The sequence below is a fragment of the Myxococcus sp. AM011 genome (genome assembly GCF_013372595.1).
GTDB classification, from domain to species: Bacteria; Myxococcota; Myxococcia; order Myxococcales; family Myxococcaceae; genus Myxococcus; species Myxococcus eversor.
Genome location: NZ_JABXEM010000037.1, coordinates 1 through 21,499 on the forward strand (window position 1 = coordinate 1; position 21,499 = coordinate 21,499).

Sequence of the window (21,499 nt, forward strand, 5' to 3'; positions counted from 1 at the left end):
CCTCCACCCGTGCCCTTGCCTCCGCCTTGTCGCGCGTCATCCTTCCCCGCGCCTTCGCCCTTGCCGCGTGCGCCGCCCGCGGAGGGACGGGTTGGGCCTTGTTTCGGAATCACCAGCGAAGCTGGCACTGGCTCGAGATCGAGCACCGTGCGGATGAAGTCGCGCAGTGACACGACGAGGTCGTGCGTGTGAATCGGGCGACCTTCGGCGAGCTCGGTGGCGGCCTTGGCCGCGAGCCGCACCTGGTCCTCGGTCCCGAGCAGGATGATGTCCGACAGGGCCGCCTCGACTGCGTCCCGCACGCGGCGCGAGCGGTCATCGCCTGGACGAAGACTCTCGACCGCCTGTACGGACTCGGCGACGGCCACGGCGGGAGCGCCAGCGAGCGCGGCGCGCTGGCGCAGCTCGCGCAGGTGCGTCGGGTCGACGGCGAGGTCTCCGGTGAACGAGCCGCCGAGCGTCTTGTAGGCGGCGATCAACGTGCGCAGGCGTTCGTTGATCTGCCGGTTCTCACGCTCGCGGCGCTGCTGAATCGTCTGCATCGCGAGCAGGCGGATGCCGACGCCGAGCAGCGTGAAGATGGCGAGGCCGAGCAGCGTCGACAGGAGCGCCTGCCAGGAACTGAAATCCAGATTGCGCACGTGGCGACTCCAGCGGAAGGGACGCCAATCTACGCGAGCAAGCGCCTTCGTGCTCACGGCGCGGACACGGGCGACCATCCGCGCGCTTCACCAACTGGCCGACGACGTACACCCGCCTCTCGGGCTCGAAGACGAGATTGATTTCGCCGCGGGCGATGAGGTCTCGGATGATTTGCTCGGCGCCCTGCTCCGGCACCGCTTGGAAGCCGGCCACATCCGTCACGGTGACCTCTCCCAGGCAGGACAACACGGTTCGAAGTGACCCGGGTGGGCACTCACACTCGTGGGTCCTCCGGGGTCTGTCATTGAATGGGACGAATTGAACGCGGCGGCCCGGAGCACTGCTTTCCGGGCCGCCCATCGCCGACGGGGCGATTACGGGCTGAGGGAGATGCTCCCCGGCCAGTAACCGTAGGCGTACGAGGTGACACCGTTGCGGGTGGCGCCCGCATAGCCGCCCTGCCCCGGCTGGATGGTGACGGTCACCTGTCCACCAGTGGAGGCAATCACGCCCGCGTGCACGGACGCCGTGCAGACATCCGAGTCATCGGTGTAGAGGTCCGTCCCCCAGATCGAGGCTCCGAGGCTCGCCGTCGGGCAGTTGCACCGGAATTGCGTCCCGTTCTGCCCACGATAGGACATGAAGTTGAAGCTGGAGCAGATCGGCGGCGGCTGAGGCGTCTGAGCACCGATGAGGCGGAAGCTCCCCGCCCAGGCGCCGTAGGAGTTCGTGGTGACGCCGTTGCGGGTGGTCCCCACGTAGGTGCTCTGGCCCGGCTGGATTTCGACGACCACCGTCCCACCGCTGGTGGAGATGACACCCGCGTGCACCGCGGCGGTGCAGATATTCGAATCATCGGTGTAGAGATTCGTTCCCCAGACAGGCCCTGAGCCCCCCGAGGAGCAGGTGCAGCGACCCTGGGCCCCCGTCTGCCCTCGGAAGACCGTGAGGTCGACGTTCAAGCAGTTCGGGACCTCGCTCGGGCCGTAGAGGGCTCTCAGCGCGGTGGCGTCGGTGCTGGTGAACTCGCCGGTACTGCCGAGGTTGGAACAGGCGTTCATGACGGACCCGTCGTAGACGGCGGTGGTCGGCGTCCCCGGAATGTGGATGGCGCCCACATTCTCCGGATCTGACTCGGGGTCGGGGTATGGGCGAAGGCAACTGATGCTGGTGTTGTAGTAGTCCGTGTGGCGCAGGCCGAGGGTATGGCCGAGTTCGTGCGTGATGATGTGCTCGTTGATGTCGAGGTTGTAGGTGTCCAGCGCGGGGAGCATGTTGATGGACCCGCCGGGCAGGCCGAACGAAGGGAAGTCCGCCCAGTTGTTCTCCTTGATGGAGATCGCCGCGACGATGGTCGCGGAGCAGCCGATCGTCGAACCGCGCACGAACGTGAATCGCAGACCGAGTTCGTTGTAGTTGGCGATGGCCAGGTCGAGCCCCTGGCTCAAATTGGAGTAGCTGTTGTATCCGGCCGTGGGGTTGATGCAGATCTTCGTCACTCCGGGACCGACGACGTTGGTCGAGCTGTATTGCTCGGCGCTCCCCGGGGGGGCCTGAAGCATCTCTCGGGAGGCCTGGAGCGTCACACGCGTGTCTCCGCCCACGAAAACAGCCTCGTCGATGACCCGGATGTCCCTGGCCGGATAGCCGGCCTCGATGAGGTTGGAGATGATCTCCTCGTTCTCCATCCGCGGGTCCATACCGCCGCAACCAACCAGCCATGCGACACCGGTCACCGCGAGGACTGCTGCCTGCTTGAACATGAATGCTCGTCTATCTGACTACGAGGGAACGCGCCGCCCGGCGTGGGCTTCCCACCGTGGCCGCGCGCCATGTCTCATAGCGCGCCCCCACCCCAAACCCTCAGCGACAACTCTGGATGAGCAATCCGTCTCGAATCTCGGGATTCAAGACATCATGCACTGTCAAAAATTTCTGCTCACGGGCCCCCGCGCAGGCCGAAAATGGGCACCCACCAGCCTTCCACTCCGCGAACCTTGACGTGGCCGGCCCCCGCGGTGAGTTCGATGAAGGAGCCTTCCTCCATCGCGAAGTGTCCCGCCAGCGCAAGACCCGAATAGGTGGCACTGACGGTCCGCTCGGACACGATGAGCCGGTGCACGCCGAAGAAGGGCACCACGCCCACGGTCGCGCCGCCCAGGTCCACGCCCAGGGAGAGGGACCCCTCCACGCCCAACATGCTGCCGGGCCCACCCTCGCTGCCGAGGCCGAAGTCCGTGGCCCCACGGAGAATGAACGCGGGGGCGAGGCTCCAGCGGCCCCAACGCAGGTGGTGTGACAGGCCCATGGACAGGCCGTAGCCAGGCACGGGCACGGGACAGCTGATGTCCGTGTCCGCGCCGCAGCCCAGCTCGCCCTGGAAGCCCAGGTGGAGTTGGGTGGTGGGCCCGTCCACGGGCACCATGACGTCGAAGTCGTAGGCCACGGCCCATTGGGGCGACGAGAAGGGCTTGTCGTTGCCCTCGAAGGACTCGGGCTCCTGGAGAGGCACGGTCAACCGGGGCCCGGTGCGCAGCCCGCCGCGCGTCGTGACGTGCCGCGCGCTCCCGGGCGCCAGCCGGATGGCCATGGGGCTCAGCGTCGAGGGCGCCGCGCAAGCGGTCATCACCAGCATGGCGCCGAGGGCCCAGCACGCATGTCTCACGGAACCACCTCTCGTCGATGTGCGGCTGACGAAGGCAGTATGCGCGTTATCGCCCGGCTTCCAACAGCTCGGTTTGAACTCTCGACGAGACGCCCTTGTCCGTCACGAGCTTCCGCAGGACGGACTTCTCGTGCACGAGGTCCCGGGCAATCTTCGCCAGCTCGTCCGTCAGCGCGAGCCGGCACTGGGTGGGGTTGCGGCAGCCCCCTGTCGCCAGGGCCACGCGCCTGAAGACCTCGTTGTGGTACTCGCGGGAGTGCGGCCCCCGGTGCCCTCGGATGCGGACCTGATTCTCGGGGGCGCTGAGCTTCATCTCCGCTCTCGCGAAGAGCTCCTCGAACTCCGGCGCCCATGCGTCGCCCGCCATCTCCGCGACGTCGTGTACGTCCGCGCAGATGTGATGGACGACACCCTCCGGGTCCCCCTGCACGACACTCGCGGCGGGCCAGGCCTCCACGCCGATACCCGAGCCCAGGGCCACGGCGGCGACGGCCGTGGGCACAAGCCTCACGTTCAGCTCCCCCGCCGAGGAAAGTGAGAGCGACTGAACCTCGCCCAGCAAGGCCGCTGGGAGCAGGAAGCCGCCTTCCATCTGGGCTCGCGCGGCCGCCCGTGCGAAGCGTGGCAGCGCGTGCACCTCGGTCGCCATGCCGCTCTCGCCGCCCAGCATCGACAGCGCGACGAGCACCAGGACCCGCGTGCCGCTGTCGCCGAGGATGCGCCCGAAGCGGTGCCCCGCGCCCTCGAGCTCCTCGAGGCTCCGCGCGTCCCGGGATTCCTCCTGGAGGCGCTGGAAGCCCCGCTGGAGCGTCCACACCGGCCCCGTGCCCAGATACGCGATGAGGGTCGCCACGGTCGCGATGGCTTCACGCTCCTCGGGCCTGGAGAGGACCGCCTCCACCAGGCTGGCCACCATGGCTCGCCACACGAGGGGGTTCACCGCCTCGCCGAGAGCATCCTCGACTTCATTCCAGACCGGGTCGAGGGAGAACGCGAGGGCCAGCATGTGTCGCTCCCGGGGGCCCACCGCGAATCCTCTCGCCAGCAGCCCGAGACACCTCGTCGGAGAGCCTTGCCGCTGACAGGTGCGCTCATGGGATGAGGCCGCGGAGGGACCCGCCGCACGGCCAGGCCCCGCTTCCTGGTGCGCTGACTCCCATTGCAGCTCGAGCGCGAGGCGGGTGAGCGCGCTTCCAAAGGCGTCCGCATCCAGTTCGATGGGGTCGGACTCGACAGGAGTGTAGACGATGGGCTCGCCCCGCCCGACGTCGAGCCGCACCTCACGCGCTGTCGCACATCCGGCCGGCAGCATCAGCAGCACGGCAACCCATGGAACGTTCACGCCAACTCCTGGAGATGAAGGCCTTCGACACGCCATTCATCTCAGGAGTCGGTGTGGATTGGCTCTACCTCCCGGGAGGTAGACAGGGGCTATGCTCCCGCGTCACGCCACCCCAGCACCAGCCTCCCGGAACTCCATGGTCACCGAACGTCCCCCCACCCTCATGCCCGAGGGCCTCGAACTCATTCAGGGCGACATCAGGCTGACCTCACTGGTCTTCGGCATCAACCTGTACACCCATCGCTCGTTCTATGACGAGGCCGCCGGGTTGCTGTCCACCTGGGACTTGTTCCTGGCCCGGTGTCCGCCCGAGAGGCTGACGTTTCACGCCACCGAAACCATGAAGGCCCACAAGCCCGTCACGAAGCGGGTGCTCGGCCTGCTCGGCGCGTGGCTTGCGCCGACGACGCCTCGCAAGAACTACCTCGCGCTGGAACTCAAGGCCAGCCAGGGCCCCGAGGAGGCGCCTGTCGCCAAGTATGAAATCTGGAACGTGGACGCGAGCAACCAGGCCAACATCTTGTCACTGGCGCTCCCAGCGGGAGCCGCCCAGGAAACGCCGGGCGAGATGCTCGCGTTCGTGCGGCAACTGGCTGATGTGTTTCCCTTCCGCAGTGGACTCGCGGGCTTCACCTTCGAGTGCTCGCGCTACGACAAGCAGGCGAGCGAAACACATGCGTGGGACATGTCGATGCGTCATCCAGGGATCAACATCGTCCGCATCCCTTTCGACGCCAAGGCGGCCGGCGGTGATGGCATCCCCGGAGTGAATTGGCTGACGATGATCGACTCCGAGAGATTGAAGCAGCTCGGCGGCGCCATGGTCCTGCGGCGCCAGCTTCCGAGCGACATCGAGCTGATTGAGTGTCGCCATGGCACCCTCATCCAGGCGGGGCCAAGGCCCCTGTTCGGAGATGTCAGCCAAGGGGACACGCTCCCTCTCTACCGGGAGGTCCATCGGCTGCTGGCCCCCTGGATTGAAATCGCGGCGGAGCAGTCAATGGCGTTGCGGATCGGCAAGGATGCCATTGCCCGGACCGACGCATGGTATCGAAGGCTGGGCGGATGATGAGACGCGGCAGCCCGAGCGAGCAGCTCCGGCTGCGTGACCGCCCATTTCGAGACCGCGCTCCGGCGAGCCGCCCGTTGAAGGTGGCTCAGTAGCGGGTGTGGACCTGCCCCTGGAGCGTGGTGTCGTCCGCCTGGCTCCACTGGACGGAGAACCTCAGCTGGCACGTGATTCCCGTCCTGTATGAGAAAGGGACCTGCTGGCCGCACGGGATTCCCTGGGCGGCCAGGACGAGTCGACCGCTCCGGGCCATGTCGGTCACCCGGATGCTCCACGTCCCCTCCGGCGGCGCGGCGACCTGGAAATAGCCCGAGAGGCTGACCCAGGCGGTGATCTGCCTCTCGGTCGTGAGCGAGCCCATCCCTCCCACGATGGGCATGCTGAAGGGCATGTCGACGGCCTCGCCGAGCACCATGGCGGCCTTTGCCTCATCTCCCTCGGCGTCGACATGATTCGCGAGCAGCACCCGCTGCTCGGGCGTCAGCTTCAACCGCGCCGCGGTGGCCTCGCCCATCGCTTCGAGCCCCGCATCCAGGGTCATGGAGTTCTTCATGGCGTCGTCCTCCCAGACGAGTGAATGGCAACGTCGGGAAGTTCAGTCCAAACATCCCGACATTGGGAGGGCTCCATGCCATGCTGGCGCCGACTGTAAGGTGCTTCACATGCGTTCTGTTCACGCATCCGCCCGGGCTGTCCCCACCGAGCCCGCCAAAGCCGCGCGGAATCCTTTTGATTGTTGATTTGCTCACGAGAGCCGCTCCGCGTTAAGGGGCGGCATGACCCCATTCGAAAGCAGCTTTCCGCGATTCTCCCGTGCGTTGTTCACCGCGCTGTGCGTCTTCATTGCCGCCTGTGACGACTCGGACGAGTCGACTTCGACTCCCATCGCCGAGGCGCGCGCGCAGGCGACAGGGACGCAGGCCACCATCGAGGGCTACGTCAGCGTCCAGCCCGGAGCGTTCGCCTCGGCCCTGGGCGACGAGGGCTTCGCGTTGCAGGACGCCACGAGCGGCGTCTACGTCAAGATGGAGCAGAAGCAGTCGTTCAATCTGGGCTCCCGCGTCCGCGTCACCGGGACGCTCGACGAGCAGAACAAGCTGCGCATCCTGAAGGCCAATCCCGAGGACGTGGAGCTGCTGAGCGGCTCGCAGACTGTCTCCGCGAAGACGGTGACCACCGGCGCCGTCAACGAGTCCGTCGAGGGTCAGCTCATCAAGGTGACGGGCGACGTGACGCAGACGTTCCAGGACGATTCGCCCTACGGCTACAAGCTCTACGTGAATGACGGCTCGGGTGAGGTGCAGGTGTTCGTCCACGTCTCGGCCGGCTTCGACGCGAGCGGGCTGCAGGCGCTGAAGCTGGGAGACACCCTCACCGTGGTGGGACTGGCCGCCCAGTACGAGACCACCTACGAGGTGGCGCCCCGGTCTCCCGGGGACCTGACCGTCGCGCCCTGATTCCGACGATCAACGGCGTCTGCCTTTTCCGGCGCCCCCCTGGGGTCCAGGCTCCCCAGTGAAGGGAGCGCCGAACGGGCGTCCTGGGGACCGCACACCCCAGGCGCCCACGTCGTTTCGGGGCCCTGGCGGCGGACTCCTTCTTGCCCATGCAGCGGGGCACTGGAGGAGCAGGCCATGCGAATCGACAGCGCGGGATGGACGCACGTGGGACGCCGTGCGCACAACGAGGATGCCTGGGTGAGCCGGGGAGACCTGGGGTTGTTCGTCGTCGCGGACGGGGTGGCCCGCGACTCGGAGACCACATGGCCCCTCCGGCCGCTCCCGAAGCTCAGCTCCGAGGAGAACCTGCTGCTCGGCTGCGCACGACTTGCCCCGCGCACCGTGCGCGCGCGGCGTGGGGGCCCTGCGTGGAATGAGCTCCACCCTGGTGGCGCTCGCCCTGAGTCCCCGAGGCGCGGCCGTGGGGCACATCGCAGGCTGGGCGCCAGGCTCAGCCACCGCAACCTCGTGGGCGTGCACGACCTGGGTGACTTCGGAATCGCCAAGGCCACCCTGCCGAAGGACCAGACGCGCTCCGGCGTGCGCAAGGGAACCTACGGCTACATGTCCCCGGAGCAGGCCCGCGGCGGAGTGCTGGGCGCCACCAGTGACTTGTTCTCGCTCGGAATCCTCCTGCACGAGCTGCTCACCGGGCGCAGGCCCTTCGACGGGGAGACGCCCTTCGAGACCCTGGAGAACATCCGCGAGGCGAAGCTCGGCGCCCTGGCCGACGTGGACGAGGACCTGAGGCCCGTGCTCCACGCCTGCCTCTCGAGGCGACCGGAGGACCGCGTGGCCTCCGCCGAGGCCCTTCACCGGATGCTCACCCCACCGCGACGCGCACGCCCGGACGCAGGCCCGCTGGAGCTGGCGCGGTGGGTGCGCACCGCGATGGGAGAACCCCGCGCGGGCCTCCCGAACCAGGAGACGGTGCTGGAAGCGCCGTGAGCCACCGCCGCGCCCGGCGGGCCACATCCCGAGCGACTCACCGCCGATGGCGCTCGCGTGCGCGTCGCCCGGTGTTCCGTCCATTCATGGGGAGTGGCGCCCGACCCGGCATGACTGACTTTGATGTTTTCCGGCTTAAGCTGGATAATTGCGCCGCCGTGTGACGTGGCACGGCTTGCTCAACCCGAAGTCCTGTCGCGGAGACCACATGAAACTCATCTCGAAGTCGTCGTTCGCGGGTGTCCTGGCGCTGGTGCTGGCTCCATTGTCCGCGTCGGCGCTGCCGCTGGACTGTGACATCGCCTGTGAAGAGTTCGAGTCGTGCAGCCTCAAGTGTGCAGTGCCCTGGACCTCGCGAGTCATCACCTGCGGAATGTGGGCGGACCTCTATCATTCGGGTACGACGTGCGTGCCCACGCTGACGGCCGAGGACATCGAGGAGGAGCTGATGTCCTCCGAGGACGTCGACGCGTCCTCGGCGTGCTCCGAGCAGGACGACTCCGCGCGGTAGGCAGGTCCCCGGGGCCACGCGCGCAAGGTGCGCGTGGCGCCCGGAGTTCGAGGGCGAGGTGAAGCACCGCGGAGCTGTCGGCGCTCAACTGACCGGGTGTCAGATCGCGTCGGCGGACTGGGCGGCCGGCGCACGGCACATCTCCAGGAGCTTCTTCTTCTCGACGGCCGAGGCGCTCGCCCAATCCGGATGTTCCGAGGCGACGCAGGTCGGCTGGGTGGGGGCCTCGGGCAGAGCCTCCGGCCTGGCGATCAACGCACCAGGGCCGCTGGTCTGTCCCAACCCCAGCTCCAGCAGCATGCCGCGGATGGCCTCCGCCTCCTCCTTCCCGGTCATCTGGTCCCGGCCGTGCCAGAGCGAGCCGGTAATGACATTCTTGTCGCAGCTCGGCACCCAGGCGGGCGGGGCGTCACTGCACACCGCGCGGCCGTCCATGGTGGGTTTGCCAATCAAGTCCATCCGGGTGACGCCGTCCTCGCGGGGCGTCAGCAGCACGAAGAACACGGACCCCACCGTGTTCGTGGAGCCGCTGACGATTTTGGTCCCCGACACCGTGGTCAACGCCGTGCGCTGTCCCTTGAAGACATAGACGACGCTCCTGTCCTTGCGGACTTGCTTCTCCGTCACCGGGAAGCCGCGCTTGCTCATCAACTCCGTGATGCGCCGCGCGGCGTCATCCGTGCCTCCTTGGAGGAGCGCCTCGGACTCCTTCGCATCCAGGAATGAGTGGCTGCTGGTCCGAATGCTGGAGATGCAGCCGCTGCCCAGAATCACCATGCCCGCCAGGGCCCATGCTTGGATTTTCATGGGAGGTTTCCCTAGCATTTGTCATTCCAGGCTCGTCGCACGTCAGGCTTTCGAGCGGAGGGGCCCCCGGAACCTCGCGTCCGCGCCGCGTGTCCTCATGACAGACCGTGCTGCGGGGAAGTGCGTGGATGCGGATTCCGCATGTTTTGCGGAAATCGCACTGCCATTTCCTCCACGCGCGAGTCTCTACCCGCCGGAGCCCTGAAGTGGCCGGGGACCACTCCGGGCGTCGAGGACAGCCAGCTCAGGGCTCGGGGAAGCCTTCGCGCACCCACTCGTTGGCGACGTCTCTGCTGAACTTGAAGTTCGTGGACACGCGATGCTTCGCGACGGTCGCGCCCGCGTTGTCGATGGCCAGGAGCAGCGCGTGGGGATCATACTCATCGGCCACGAGCTCGAGCCGGACCTCGTACCAGCGGCCCTCCCAGGCGATGGAGAGCTTCCGCGTCATGGCCTGGTCGCGCTGTCGCGCGGACCGGTCGAGGACCTCCGAGGCCGTCTTCACGAAGGTCGCGAACGCTGGCGCATCGAAGGGCTTGGGGTTCTTCTTGTCGCGGCCCATCACCCACGGACTGATGAGGACGGGCTCGGCGATCCCCTGCTTGCGGATCTCCACGGCCCAGCCGTCATCATCCTCGTACTTGATGACCCGGGCCGACCAGCCATTCTTCCGCCAGAACGTAGGCTCCATCACTTCGGGCTCGGTAGGTGTGCTCTCGGCGCTCATGGTGTTCCTCATACCCTTCGACGGCCGTTTGCCGGAGCAGAGAATGCGCTTTCCTCTGCCCCGCGGAAGTCGACCGCGCGCTCGACCTCCTCGCGGCCGAGCGCTCCTCGCGACGCTGATCGCTGGATGGGGGGCAGAAGGAACCGAGCCCTCGTATGGACGGTGCAGAAGCCCAGTAGATTCGCGCCCTTACCTCGCACCCGCCCGGAACGACTCCACTGCGGCATCCCTCCGCGTCCCCTGCCGTCCCGTCCTCTTCCGGGCCGTTCCGCAGGTTCGTGCGACCTTCATAGGGGCAGACCCACTGGGTCCAGCCGATTCTATCGCTAGAGAACCTGCGTCGAGATCCCACCGAACTCAGCGGGCTGCTCGTCTCGATCACGAACCTGATTGATGAGCTGGCAGCCGATGGGCGCTGGCGCGCATACGGCTTCTTGGCGACATCTCGATGCGGCCCGCCACTGTCGCGGACTCACTGACATCGGCGACACAACGCACGGAACAGGCCATCCGCATGAATGTGAATATCGCGGTCGCCTCTAGTGGACGAGATGAGATTGCCTGCGCCATGCGTGCACTGCTGGCAGAACACGCCGCGGCAGGCACACCACTTTCCATCGGAGACATACTCCCAGCTTGACCTGATTCGCGCCGAACATGTCGCATGGCTCCGACAAATGGGCCTGGTCCGTGACGAGATGAGCCTTCAGCGCCTCATGGAGTACAACTTTCTTCCCACTGCGGCGCAGATCGCTTGGCATGTAGATGTATTTCGATGTCGGCGAATCAGGCGGTGACATGGAATTGCCCCTGTGCGTCGCGGAACACCCTGACATCAAGAAGACCGGAAACCAAGAATGGTCCAACATCACCCAGCGATTTCAGGACAAGAGCCCTGCCAGGAAAGCATCCGCGTCCGTTCAAGGTGCCTCGGTCCTCGGAAGTCACAGCAGGGCGTGGGGTTGCTGCTGTCAAATGCGTGCGGGCCATGGAAGTGGCTCGTGCGGGCAAGCCCGCTCACCCAGCTTGCCTTTCCGCATTCTCTCTCGTCTCCCCAGCGCGCCTGTGCGCAACAACAAGACAGGAAACATCCGCCGCAACCAGATCGGCGCCGGCACGCACTATTCACTAACAGCATGTCAGACAGACCTGTCAAAGAGTCGTCCCACTTCCTTGCCAAGACGAAAGGACCATTCCTGGCCCGTCTGGTAAAGAAGAGTGGAGACGGACGCCATGCTGATTGGAATCGCATCCCGCCGGGGGGCGGTGTTGCTCGCTGCATTGGGGTTGGGAACCTTGCTCGGCTGTGGCAGCGCCACGGAAGCACCTGAGGCAGCGGAGCCCGGCACTGCGCCCGCAGGGGACATGCGCAATAGCGAGGCGGACCTCTATGTGGCCTCCGCGCGGTTGTGGCGGCCGATGAGCGTGTCCGTATGCTGGGAGAACCCAGGAGCGGGAAGCGCCACGCAGCGGCAGTGGGTGCGCGACGCGGTAACACGTACGTGGGAAGCCCGCTCCGGGATTCGATTCACCGGCTGGGGCACTTGCGCGGCAGGGACCCTGGGCATCCGCCTCAACATCAGTGACGTCGGCCCGCATGCGAAGGGTCTGGGAAACACTCTCAACGGCGTCTCCGCGGGTGTGGTGCTGAACTTCACGTTCATCAACTGGGGCCCCAGCTGCCAGAACACACTCCAATACTGCATCGAAACGATTGCCGTGCATGAGTTCGGCCACGCCCTGGGCTACGCCCACGAGCAGAACCGCGCGGACACTCCAGGCTCTTGTACCGAGCCCCCGCAGGGCTCCAATGGTGACCTGACCATCGGCGCGTGGGACCTGAGCTCGGTGATGAACTACTGCAATCCGCAGTGGAATGGGGATGGCAACCTCAGCGTCACGGACCAACGAGGAGTGCAGCAGACGTATGGCGTTCCCTGGGGCTCTCTGGGAGGCAATCTCACCTCCGGGCCCACGGTGGCCGCTCGCGGCACGAACCGGTTGGACGTATTCGCCCGAGGGGCCGACAACCAATTGTGGCAGCGGTACTGGGATGGAGCGTGGAGCACGTGGGGCTCGCTCGGCGGCATCTCCCTGTCGTCAGCCCCCGTGGCGGTGAGCAAGGACTCAGTCACCATCGACGTGTTCGCCCTGGCAAACGACAACACCATCCAGCAGAAGTCCTGGACAGGGACCACGTGGACGAACTGGTCTACGCTGGGTGGTAACTTCACCTCGGGACCCACCGTGGCCGCGTGGGGCTCGAACCGGATGGACCTGTTCGTCAGGGGGCCCGACAACAAGCTGTGGCAGTCCTACTGGAATGGATCCAGTTGGAGCCCGTGGGGCTCGCTCGACGGTACCCTGGCGTCGGAACCAGCGGCGGTGAGTTGGGGCGCCAACCGAATCGACGTGTTCGCCCGGGGGACAGACAACTCCATCATCCGGAAGTCCTGGAATGGAACCACATGGACGGGTTGGTCATCCCTGGGCGGCAACTTCGTTTCGTCCCCCGCAGTGGCTTCCCGAGGGGCCAACCTGCTGGATGTGTTCGCCCGAAGCGCGGACAACAGCCTGTGGATCAACAGCTGGAATGGCGCGAGTTGGAGCGGTTGGACGTGGCTCGGCGGTGAGCTGTCCTTCGCGCCAGGCGCCGTGAGCAAGGCATCTGGACATCTCGATGTCTTCTACACCGCCCCTGATGGAGCGGTGCGACAATCCGTCTATCGGAACGGGTGGTAGACGGTTGAGTTGACGCCGAAGGCCCGTCGTCAGCGAGCCTGGGTCGCGTGGGCATCCCACGCGACCTGGAGGCTCTCGTGCCTCCTGACGGTGACGCTCCTCAAGAAGCCAGGCGTCTGCCCTGGCACGAGCCGGAGCCCCGGGAGACTCCGGAGCAGGGCCTCCAGCGCCAGACGTGCCTCCAGCCGCGCGAGCGGCGCGCCAATGCAGAAATGGATGCCCTGCCCGAAGGCGAGGTGCTTCTTGACGTCAGCCCGCCGGATGTCGAAGCGCTCAGGCTCGTGGAACCGGGCCTCGTCGCGGTTGGCCGACGCGTAGACAATCCGGATGTGGGCTCCCTTGGGAATGGAAACACCCCCAAGCTCCACCGCCTCCAGCGCGGTCCGGAACATGGCATGCACGGGGGAGGTCATCCGCACCGCCTCTTCGACGGCGCCCGCGATGAGGCCCGGGTCGTCCCGAAGGGCCCGCAGCGCTTCCGGATGCTCGAGCAGCAGCTCCACCGCGCCCACGATGAGGCCCGCGGTCGTCTCGTGCCCCGCGAAGTGCACCTGCATCAGCATGCTCACGAGCTCCGCCATGCTCAGGGGCGGCGTCATCCCCTGAGAGCCGGTGACGATGTCGCTCAGGAGATCTTCCCGGGGAGAAGTCTTGCGTTCCTCGAGCGCCGCGGCGAGGTAGCGCTGGAAGTCGACCACGCCTCGCGCGCATGCGACCTGGTGCTCAAGCGGGCCATGCGCCGCGAGGACCGTGGACAGCTCGTCGGACCAGCGCCGGAACCTGTGGATGTCCGAGCGAGGGATGCCGAGAATCTCCGCGATGATGCTGGCCGACAGCGGGTGGGCGAACCGGAGGAACAGGTCCGCCTTCCCCTCGTTCCGGAAGGAGTCGATGAGCTCGTCCACGAGGGCGCGGATGAAGGGCTCCTTCTCCGTGAGGCGCCGCCCGGTGAAGGCCTTGCTGACGAGGCTCCGGAAGCGCGAATGCGCTGGCGGGTCATTGTCGACGAGGCTGGGGACCAGCGGATAGCCGTCCATCAGCGCGGCGACCACCTCCGGAGGCGTCGTCGCGGCACCGACCGTGATTGACTCGGCGGACGAGAAGCGCGCGGTATCGGCGACCACCGCGCTGATGTCCGCATGGCGCGTCACCACCCACGCCCCCAGCGCCGGACTGAAGAACACCGGCTCCTCCCGACGCGCACGCGCGAGGAACGGGTGGGGATTCTCGAGCTGGGGAGAGTCGAGCGGGTGGTACTCGGACCCGAGTCCTGAAGCGGCGCTGTCCTTGAACATGCGTGCTGACCCTCGTTGAGATGGCCGCGACAGGCACCCAGGCCTTCGTGGACTCGTGCTGGTGGCTGGGCATCAACGCGAGGTGGAGCGGCTTGCCATCCGTCGCTCAGAACTCCGCGTCCGGGATGGTGATGACCACCTCTTCCGCATAGGGAATCGACACCGACTCTGGGGTGGGCCTGTACATGCGTCCCTTCCAGTGGGCAACGGGTTCGGCGGCAGACACCTCGTCGGTGTGCCAGCGGCCCTGCGCGTCCGTGACGCCGCTCACGCCGCGTGCCAAGAGGAGCTCCGCGCCGGCGACGGGCTTGCCACTCGCCGTGAGGACACGGAGCCGAAGCACCGCGGGGTCGCTGCGCTGGCGGAGGACCAGCTCCACGTCTCGAGGCGCTGGCTTGTCGAGCGTCACCTGCTGGCTGAGGAGGTCTCCATTGGAGACACTCATCTTCAGGAAGTAGGAGCCAGGCCGCAGATGATCGAGCACGAACCGCCCGCGCGCGTCCGTCACCACGAGGAGACCTCGCCCAACCCCTTCACCCGCCAGGCCACCTTCACGCCAGCCACGGGCCGCCGCGCGGGTGAGAGCACCCGGCCTCGCAACGTGGCCGAGCGCCCGAGTTGGGCGTCGATGCCCGTGTGCCGCGCCTGCCCGCGCCCTCTGATGGTCCGTGACCACTCCATCATCCCCGGCGCCTCGACCGAGAGACGCCACTCGATGCGCGGCACGTTCGTCAGCACGAAGGTTCCATCCGGCCTCACCGGGTAGCGCCTCGTGCCCAGCGCCTGGGCATCGCCCCACTCCCAACCGGGCGTCAACACCACCACCGCGCCGGGGACGGGCTTGCCCTCGAACTTCACCGACCCTTCGATCCGGCCTCCCATCAGGATGGGTGGCGGCTTCGGAATCGCATGCGGCTCGAGCCGGCGGATCCGCGTGAACCATGGCGGCACGGACGCGACGCTCCCGCTCGGAGCGGCCCCCCGGAGCGTCAACAGGAGCACACCCTCCCCCGAGTCCGCCACCGCGAGGCGCCTGCCGTCCGGGCTGAACACGATGAGCGGGTGGGACACGCCGCTGGAGAGCGGAATGGGGGGCGAAGCCCGCTGGCCCGTGCGCGCATCGAGCAGCAGGAGCTCCCTGTCACCCTCCGCCGCGGCCAGCAGCGTCCCATCCGGACTGAAGCGAACCTGCGTCGCGCGCTCGCGAATCGTCACCGGCTCCGACGTGCTTCCGGAGAGGTCCCACAGTCGCACGATGCCCTCTTCACGAGACGCCGCGGCCACCAGCGACCTCGTGGGATGGAAGGAGAGCGAGTCGACGTGCTTCGCGTGCCCACCGGGGAGCTCGGTGACCTCACCCGTCACCGCGTCGATGAGCCGCACCGCTCCGCCCTCGAGCGCCGCGGCATAGCGGGAGCCGTCGGCCGAAGACGCGAGCAACTCCACTGAGCCCCCAAGCTGCACGCGCTGGCCCACGGGCTGGCCTGTCTCCACGTCGAACTGCTGCACTTCGGACGAGCCTTTGCCGCAGTCGCCCATGGAGGCGAGCTTCATGAGCACTCTGTGCCCGGGGGGATGGTACGCAAGCGGCAGGCACTGCTGGGCCTTCTCCTCTGGATTTGGAGAGAGCGGATGCGCGCGGCCCGGCCGCCAGAGCCGCATCCCTCGCGGGGAGTCCTCGAAGAAGCCGAAGGGCTCCCGCGCGCGAGCATCCCAGCTCAGCGTGAGGCTGTCGGGCTTGCGGACAAGACTCTCCTGCCCGAATGGGGACTTCCATCGAACCTCCTCGCTGGAGAGGTCCACCGGCGCCCCCACGGCCTCGCCCCGTGCGATATCGATGAGTTGAAGTCGCCCCCCCCGGCCGGAGGCCAGCAGCAGCGGGGAGTCCGGAAGGAGGAGCAGGTCGGGCCTCTTCTCCCTTGGGTCGCGAGCCCCGAGCAACTCCACCCGCTGCGAGCGCTCGACGAGCGTGGTGGCCTCACCCAGTCGGGTCAGGGCCTGGCACCCAGCCGCCGTGCCCCAGAAGCAGCCCCGTTGGTAGGCTCGCACGGCGTCCTCGCGTCTCTTCAAGGCCTCCGCGCTAGCGCCCGCGTTGACACAAGACTCCACGCGGCCCGGTCCGCACGCCACGAGGAAGTGCTCGAAGGCCCGCTCGTGGCTCTGGTCCACGCCGCGCCCCTCCCGGTAGGCCAGGGCGAGGGCCGCACACCCCTCCACGTCCCCCTCCTCGCAGGCGCGCGCATAGTAACCGGAGGAGGCCTTCAGGTCCTTGGGGAGCCAGGGCCGCCCCTCGCGCAGGGCCCCTCCCACGGAAACGCACGCGCGCGGCAGCTTGCGCTCGCAAGCCCCGAGCAGGCGCTGACGCGCCTTCTCCGGCTGGGGGGACGCACCGTCGAAGCCACTGCCTTCGAGGCTCGCGAGCCGCTCGCACGACAGGAAAGAGCCGAGCTCGCAGCCGCGCGCGTAGTGCTTCGCCCCGCGACGGAGTGACTTTCTCGTGCCCGTCCCCTCCTCATGGGCCAGGCCCGCCTCCTCGCAGTCCTCGCTGCTTCCCTCCTTACAGCCCTGCTCCGAATCACGCAGGAAGGTGTGGTCACGACTGAAGTCGGAGTCGCACACGGATCCATGGCCATCGCAGGCAATTTCGCTATCCGCCTCACACCCCTTCTTGAAGGCTTCGCATGCGGCCGGCGCCGGACCCCTCCACCGCGGCCCCAGGGCCAGCCGCCCCAGGCCAAAGCAACCCTCCCCGTCACCTCCGTCGCACGCGCGACTGAACAGCGCCTCCGCCCTCGCACGGTCCGCCTGTGAGACCTCCCCCGAGAATTTCATGTCGACAATCAGTGCGCTTCCCAGGCTCGTGCAGCCCCGCACCACTCCACGCGCACACGCTTTCTCGTAGAAAGTAAGTGCCCGCGCGTCGTCGAGTTCTCCCGCACCGAGGTGCGAATGGATTTCACCGAGCAGAAAGCAGCCCATCGGCTCGTCATCCGCGCAGGACTGCTCCAGCATGAGGCGCGCCGCCGCGAATTCCGGGTGGCCTCCCTTCCCTGAGAGTTGTCCCCTGAACAACTGCTCACAGGCCGTGAAGTGCTTCTCCTGGCAGGCCCTGCCGAGCAGTGGATATCCCCGGGCCTCGCCCGTGGAGACAAGGTTCAGCCCGAGCAGGAAGCAGCCGGTGGCATCGCCACGCTCGCATCCCGCCTCCTCCTCGGACAAGGGACGCTCCTCCAGGTCCAGGCAGGCTTGCAGGTTCGTGCGGCACTGCTCACGCAAGGTGGAAGTGGCCACGGTGGGTTGGGCAGGACGAACCGCGACACATGCACACAGCGCGAGCAGTGCGCATGTCCAGAGACGCAATGAGTGCAGGGCCATGGCGGGACTGGAGCCTAATCCAGGTCAACCCCTTTCATGCAAACCCTGGCATCTGATTGCCCCATTCCTGGACGCCCGGTCGGCGCGCACGGTTCCGACTCCGCCATGACGAAGCGGGGACTGGAACGGCGCCGCCTGTCGCCCCCGGGTGGTAGGTTGCCGTCACCTACCTTCTTCGAACAGGGCGTGAGGATGAGCATGCGCGGTGTGACCGCCAGGCGGTTGGGATTCTGGGGCGCGGTGGTCTGTGCGCTCGTGCTCTCGGGCTGTGCCACCCGGGCGGCAACGCCTCGGCCGATTCCCCCGCCGCTGCCTCCAGGCCCGCTCTTCTCCCCGCGCGCCACGTTTCGCTTCGCCGTCATCCACACGCCGAAGCCCGGCGTCCCAGTCCTCCCGAAGGTGGAGGAGCTGGTGCGCGAGCGCTTCACCGCGCTGCGGCTCGCCGGGGAAGGCGCGCCCCTGCCCTCCGTGCGCGCCTCGGAGCGGGCCCTGAAGGACCACCCGCTTCCCGAACAGGGGATGCTGGAGATCGCCGCGCGCGGCCTCTCGCCCCAGGAACAGGCGCAGCTCGCGGCCTCCGAGCGCGTCACCGTCCTGGAGTTCACCACCGAGCCCCCGGCGTTCGAGGCGGTGCGGCAGGCACACGCGCTGGCGCTGGAGCTGGCCCGCGCCAGCGGCGGGCTGCTGTGGGACGAGCACGCCGGGGAGTTCTTCTCCGTGGAGGGCTGGCACGAGCGCAGGCTCGCGGACTGGAACGGCGGCGAGCCGATAGCGCAACGCCACTTCAACACCCGTGTCTACTCGGAATGGGACGGCACCGCCCGGCTCATGACCGTGGGCCTGGGCACCTTCGGTCTCCCGGACCTGGGAGTGCAGCAGGTCCCAGCGCCGCTCGCGCACACCGTGGGCACGTTCTTGAACCTCGTCGCCCAGCTCATGCTCGAAGGCACCGCCATCCGTAAGGATGGGGTCTTCCCCATCTCCGTGGAGGCGCTGAAGCTCGCCTCCTATCGCGAGGCCCTGCTGGAGCAGGTGCCGCCCGAGGCGCCCCGGCGCACCTTGATTGGCCTGCTCCCCGTGGACCCGAGCGACGTGGAAGGTGAGAACCCGCTGCTGGAGGTCATCTTCAAGGCGCGGCCTGGTGACAACCCCTCGGAGCGCCCCTATGCCGCCATCGCCGAGGTCTTCGGCACGCAAGCCGAGATTGTCCATGTCGAGGAGGACCCGGAGCTGCTGGCCGCGAGCCGTCGCGCCGTGGAGGACCTGCTCACGCGCATCAAGCCGCGCTTCCAGGAGGGACTGGAGTTGGAGTCGAAGCTGCTCGTGAAGGCCCGCTTCACCACCCATGACGGGGGCATCGAGTGGATGTGGGTCCACGTCACGCGGTGGGAGGGCAGCGCGCTCCATGGCGTGTTGAACAGTGAGCCGGAGGCCGTGCCGGAGCTGAAGGCGGGCTCGCCCGTGACGGTGGGCGAGGACTCGCTCTTCGACTACATCCTGGAGCGCGAAGGAGGCACCGAGGGCAACGAGACACAGCGCCTCCTCCTGGAGCGCGCGGGCAAGGCGCGCTGATCCACGCGGAAACATCCATCACCGCCCGGCGTAGGACTGGCTGTCACGAGGAGGCGAAGGACTCAACCCACCCCAGCGCCTGCCCTGGCCCCAGGAGAGGCGGGTGGTACTCGGCTCGATAGGGCTCGTAGAACCGCTCTGGATGAGGATGCGTTCCTTCAGGCGCCGGGGTCCCCGTGAAATCCCAATGAGCGCCGACGTGTAGAACGAAGAGGGCCTGCCAGCGCTCCTCCTCCCGGAGCTGCTCCGGAGTCAGTCGGTACAGCACCCACCGCCGCGTCTCATCGCGCGCGCCGATGAGGTCTGGCTCCGCGACGACATAGAAGCATCGCTCGCCGCGGTACTCAGCCATGCCCTCGAGGGGGCCATCCCAGTAGTCGGAGACCCAGAGAAGCTTCACCTCCTCCGAGCGGAGCTGGGGAAGCTTCGTCAGGTCGAGTTCGTGAGGATGCTCCGTCATGCGCGGTGACTCAGGCGACGGCGGGGCGGCCCGCGAGCAGGAGGCCCAGGAGCGCGGCTGCGCCCGCTGCATGGATTGCCCCTACCCAGGCTGGCGGCATCAACGTCACGCCCGCGCCCACGATGAAGGCCAGGGTCGCGAGGGCCACCGACAGGCGCCAGGCCCAGAGTCTGCGGCGGAACAGGAACCCAGCCGCGACGGCCACCACGACTCCGTGGGCCAGCAGCGCCGTGGACAGCAGCGCGGACATCTCGGCGGCCATGAGTCCCGCGAGCAGCAGGTAGGGGACCACCAGGGCCTGCATGATGGCCGCACCGGTGATGAAACCGCCTCCGCGCTGGGAGACCTGGGGGGACGATTCACTCGCGACCGCTTCGCTCATGGGGCCGCACGGTAGCTCGACTGTCATACCCATGTCCCCTCGCCGGCCAGCGTCGCTCATCCGCCGAGGAACGCCTCCGTCTCGAGAGCGAGCAACTCCTTGCACAGTCCTGATGCAGATGTAAACGCGACTGCACAGCCCAGCGCCTCGGCGCGTCCCCGCACACGCCCCAGCCCCATCTCCGCCAAGCCTTTTTCGGGGTCCGCGCGTTGCAACTCCAGCACACCATGTCCCCACGTCTCCTCCCCGCCCTCCTCCTCGTCCTCCTCCCCTTCGCGTCGCGGGCCCAGGTCTCCTTCCCCAAGGATGAAACCTGGCTCACCGTCGGCCCACTCGTGAGCGTCAACGACCTCACGGACCAACCCCGCTTCGGACTGGGGCTGGAGACCACCCTCAACTGGTTGAACGACGTCCACAGCGTGGGGGCCTTCGCCCAGGCCCAGTGGATGCCCCAGGGACACGCCCGCCTCGCCGGCGGCGTCCAAGGCACGCTTGTCTTCGCCGGACTGGAGCTGGGCGTCTACCACCACACCGGAACCCAGGAGCACCTGCCCACCACGGGGCTGCAGATCACCCCTTTCATCACGGGCATCTACGCGTCCCTGGGCGTGCGCATCGGCATCCCCCTGAGCGACAAGGGCGGAGGACTCGGCCCGGACGGAGCCCCCGGCCGCGTCCGGCGGGGCCGTGAGGTGGGGCTCGTCCTGACAGGAAAGCTTCCCTTCGAGCTGAGCGACCGCAGCACCTACGAGCCGTCCTATCCCTGGAACTAGCTCAGCCCCAGGAGGAGTCTCCCTCCGTGGCCATGGAGTGGGTGCCCGCGTCGCGTGCGGACTGATGGCGATAGGGCCGGCGACACGAATGAGTGCGCGCCGAGTGCTGTCGAATGCGCGCGGCTGCTCGGCGAGGCCGACCGGGCGGACCAGGCCGACCGGATGGGCCCGGACCTCACGAAGCTCGACTGGAAGACCGTCAGCGCTCGGGACGAGGCGCGCCGCGCGCGCGTGCAGCAGATCCTGGATGCGGGCGGCGCGAAGGTCGGGCTCGACTACTTCCACGCGGCCATGGTGTCCCAACACGGCATGGAGGTGGCCAACTACCAGCGCTCCCACGCGCTCGCGGTGAAGGCCGCGGAGTTGGACCCGACGCTCAAGCAGGCGCGCTGGCTCGCGGCGGCCTCGAAGGACCGCGAGCTGATGCATCTCGGCAAGCCCCAGCTGTACGGGACGCAGTTCCGCGTCGTGGAAGGCAAGTGGGAGCTGCACGCCGTGGACCCCTCCATCACCGACGAGGAGCGCGCGAAGTGGAACGTACCCCCGCTGGAAGAGGCGCGGAAGAAGGTCGAGACGATGAACGCGCGCCCGAAGTAGCTCGCGCGAAGAGCCCCGAAACGAAGACCGCCACCAGGCCCGTCGGCCTGGTGGTCCGTGACGTGGACCTGCCCCCGAAGTTCAGCGTCCCGG

Annotated in this window: 21 protein-coding genes; 9 read left to right on the top strand and 12 right to left on the bottom strand. The window is 67.6% G+C overall.

The window, feature by feature from the left end; translation table 11 throughout:
• The 4 genes from HUW62_RS10255 to HUW62_RS10270 form a co-directional block, all read right to left on the bottom strand.
• A partial coding sequence (locus tag HUW62_RS10255; protein WP_176434315.1) for a hypothetical protein occupies positions 1–641 on the bottom strand: 641 nt, incomplete at its 3' end.
• A gap of 375 nt (positions 642–1,016) precedes the next feature.
• Positions 1,017–2,405 carry a M57 family metalloprotease gene (locus tag HUW62_RS49920; protein ID WP_176434316.1) on the bottom strand — a complete coding sequence of 463 codons (1,389 nt, stop codon included), beginning with the start codon at positions 2,403–2,405 and terminating at the stop codon, positions 1,017–1,019.
• 176 nt (positions 2,406–2,581) lie between these two features.
• Positions 2,582–3,307, bottom strand: a complete 726-nt coding sequence (locus tag HUW62_RS10265) for a hypothetical protein (protein WP_176434317.1) — start codon at positions 3,305–3,307, stop codon at positions 2,582–2,584.
• A gap of 46 nt (positions 3,308–3,353) precedes the next feature.
• A complete protein-coding gene (locus tag HUW62_RS10270; protein ID WP_368670380.1) occupies positions 3,354–4,649 on the bottom strand; it encodes an AHH domain-containing protein in 1,296 nt (431 codons plus the stop codon).
• Between the two features lie 136 nt (positions 4,650–4,785).
• Here HUW62_RS10270 and HUW62_RS10275 point away from each other — a divergent pair, with 136 nt between their 5' ends.
• Positions 4,786–5,718, top strand: a complete 933-nt coding sequence (locus HUW62_RS10275) for a type VI immunity family protein (protein WP_176434319.1) — start codon at positions 4,786–4,788, stop codon at positions 5,716–5,718.
• Positions 5,719–5,806: 88 nt separating this feature from the next.
• Here the strand turns inward: HUW62_RS10275 and HUW62_RS10280 are convergent, their stop codons facing one another.
• The gene (locus HUW62_RS10280; protein WP_176434320.1) at positions 5,807–6,271 is read right to left on the bottom strand and encodes a hypothetical protein; all 465 of its coding nucleotides are present in this window, start codon (positions 6,269–6,271) and stop codon (positions 5,807–5,809) included.
• Between the two features lie 223 nt (positions 6,272–6,494).
• Between HUW62_RS10280 and HUW62_RS10285 the strand changes: the two genes are divergently transcribed.
• From HUW62_RS10285 to HUW62_RS10295, 3 genes are all read left to right on the top strand, one after another.
• Positions 6,495–7,175, top strand: coding sequence for a DNA-binding protein (locus HUW62_RS10285; RefSeq protein ID WP_176434321.1), 681 nt, complete (start codon positions 6,495–6,497; stop codon positions 7,173–7,175).
• Positions 7,176–7,352: 177 nt separating this feature from the next.
• On the top strand, positions 7,353–8,165 hold the full coding sequence (locus HUW62_RS10290) for a protein kinase (RefSeq protein WP_176434322.1): 813 nt from the start codon (positions 7,353–7,355) through the stop codon (positions 8,163–8,165).
• 208 nt (positions 8,166–8,373) lie between these two features.
• Positions 8,374–8,676: a hypothetical protein gene (locus HUW62_RS10295; RefSeq protein ID WP_163869322.1), complete on the top strand. Its 303-nt coding sequence runs from the start codon at positions 8,374–8,376 to the stop codon at positions 8,674–8,676.
• A gap of 99 nt (positions 8,677–8,775) precedes the next feature.
• Here HUW62_RS10295 and HUW62_RS10300 read toward each other — a convergent pair whose 3' ends face one another.
• The gene (locus HUW62_RS10300; RefSeq protein ID WP_176434323.1) at positions 8,776–9,483 is read right to left on the bottom strand and encodes a hypothetical protein; all 708 of its coding nucleotides are present in this window, start codon (positions 9,481–9,483) and stop codon (positions 8,776–8,778) included.
• A gap of 244 nt (positions 9,484–9,727) precedes the next feature.
• Positions 9,728–10,210, bottom strand: a complete 483-nt coding sequence (locus tag HUW62_RS10305; protein ID WP_176434324.1) for a hypothetical protein — start codon at positions 10,208–10,210, stop codon at positions 9,728–9,730.
• Positions 10,211–10,634: 424 nt separating this feature from the next.
• Here HUW62_RS10305 and HUW62_RS49925 point away from each other — a divergent pair, with 424 nt between their 5' ends.
• Together HUW62_RS49925 and HUW62_RS10315 are read left to right on the top strand one after the other, a co-directional pair.
• Positions 10,635–10,850 (top strand): undecaprenyl diphosphate synthase family protein, encoded by a 216-nt coding sequence (locus HUW62_RS49925; protein ID WP_368670381.1) that lies wholly within the window; start codon positions 10,635–10,637, stop codon positions 10,848–10,850.
• A 593-nt stretch (positions 10,851–11,443) separates the two neighbouring features.
• A complete protein-coding gene (locus tag HUW62_RS10315) occupies positions 11,444–12,952 on the top strand; it encodes a hypothetical protein (protein WP_176434326.1) in 1,509 nt (502 codons plus the stop codon).
• Positions 12,953–12,981: 29 nt separating this feature from the next.
• Here HUW62_RS10315 and HUW62_RS10320 read toward each other — a convergent pair whose 3' ends face one another.
• From HUW62_RS10320 to HUW62_RS49930, 3 genes are all read right to left on the bottom strand, one after another.
• On the bottom strand, positions 12,982–14,247 hold the full coding sequence (locus HUW62_RS10320) for a cytochrome P450 (RefSeq protein ID WP_163869326.1): 1,266 nt from the start codon (positions 14,245–14,247) through the stop codon (positions 12,982–12,984).
• Positions 14,248–14,353: 106 nt separating this feature from the next.
• On the bottom strand, positions 14,354–14,758 hold the full coding sequence (locus HUW62_RS10325) for a hypothetical protein (protein ID WP_163869327.1): 405 nt from the start codon (positions 14,756–14,758) through the stop codon (positions 14,354–14,356).
• A complete protein-coding gene (locus HUW62_RS49930; protein WP_176434327.1) occupies positions 14,752–17,538 on the bottom strand; it encodes an SEL1-like repeat protein in 2,787 nt (928 codons plus the stop codon). Before HUW62_RS49930 ends, HUW62_RS10325 begins: the two co-directional genes overlap by 7 nt.
• Before the next feature lie 282 nt (positions 17,539–17,820).
• Between HUW62_RS49930 and HUW62_RS10335 the strand changes: the two genes are divergently transcribed.
• Positions 17,821–19,194 (top strand): DUF2314 domain-containing protein, encoded by a 1,374-nt coding sequence (locus HUW62_RS10335; protein ID WP_176434328.1) that lies wholly within the window; start codon positions 17,821–17,823, stop codon positions 19,192–19,194.
• Positions 19,195–19,237: 43 nt separating this feature from the next.
• Here HUW62_RS10335 and HUW62_RS10340 read toward each other — a convergent pair whose 3' ends face one another.
• On the bottom strand, positions 19,238–19,654 hold the full coding sequence (locus HUW62_RS10340) for a hypothetical protein (RefSeq protein ID WP_163869330.1): 417 nt from the start codon (positions 19,652–19,654) through the stop codon (positions 19,238–19,240).
• Positions 19,655–19,664: 10 nt separating this feature from the next.
• Positions 19,665–20,036, bottom strand: coding sequence for a hypothetical protein (locus HUW62_RS10345; protein ID WP_163869331.1), 372 nt, complete (start codon positions 20,034–20,036; stop codon positions 19,665–19,667).
• 227 nt (positions 20,037–20,263) lie between these two features.
• Here HUW62_RS10345 and HUW62_RS10350 point away from each other — a divergent pair, with 227 nt between their 5' ends.
• Both HUW62_RS10350 and HUW62_RS10355 read left to right on the top strand, forming a co-directional pair.
• Positions 20,264–20,809: a hypothetical protein gene (locus HUW62_RS10350; protein WP_163869332.1), complete on the top strand. Its 546-nt coding sequence runs from the start codon at positions 20,264–20,266 to the stop codon at positions 20,807–20,809.
• Positions 20,810–20,971: 162 nt separating this feature from the next.
• Entirely contained in the window at positions 20,972–21,406 is a 435-nt protein-coding gene (locus HUW62_RS10355) for a DUF6624 domain-containing protein (protein ID WP_176434329.1), read from the top strand.
• Positions 21,407–21,499: the final 93 nt, after the last annotated feature.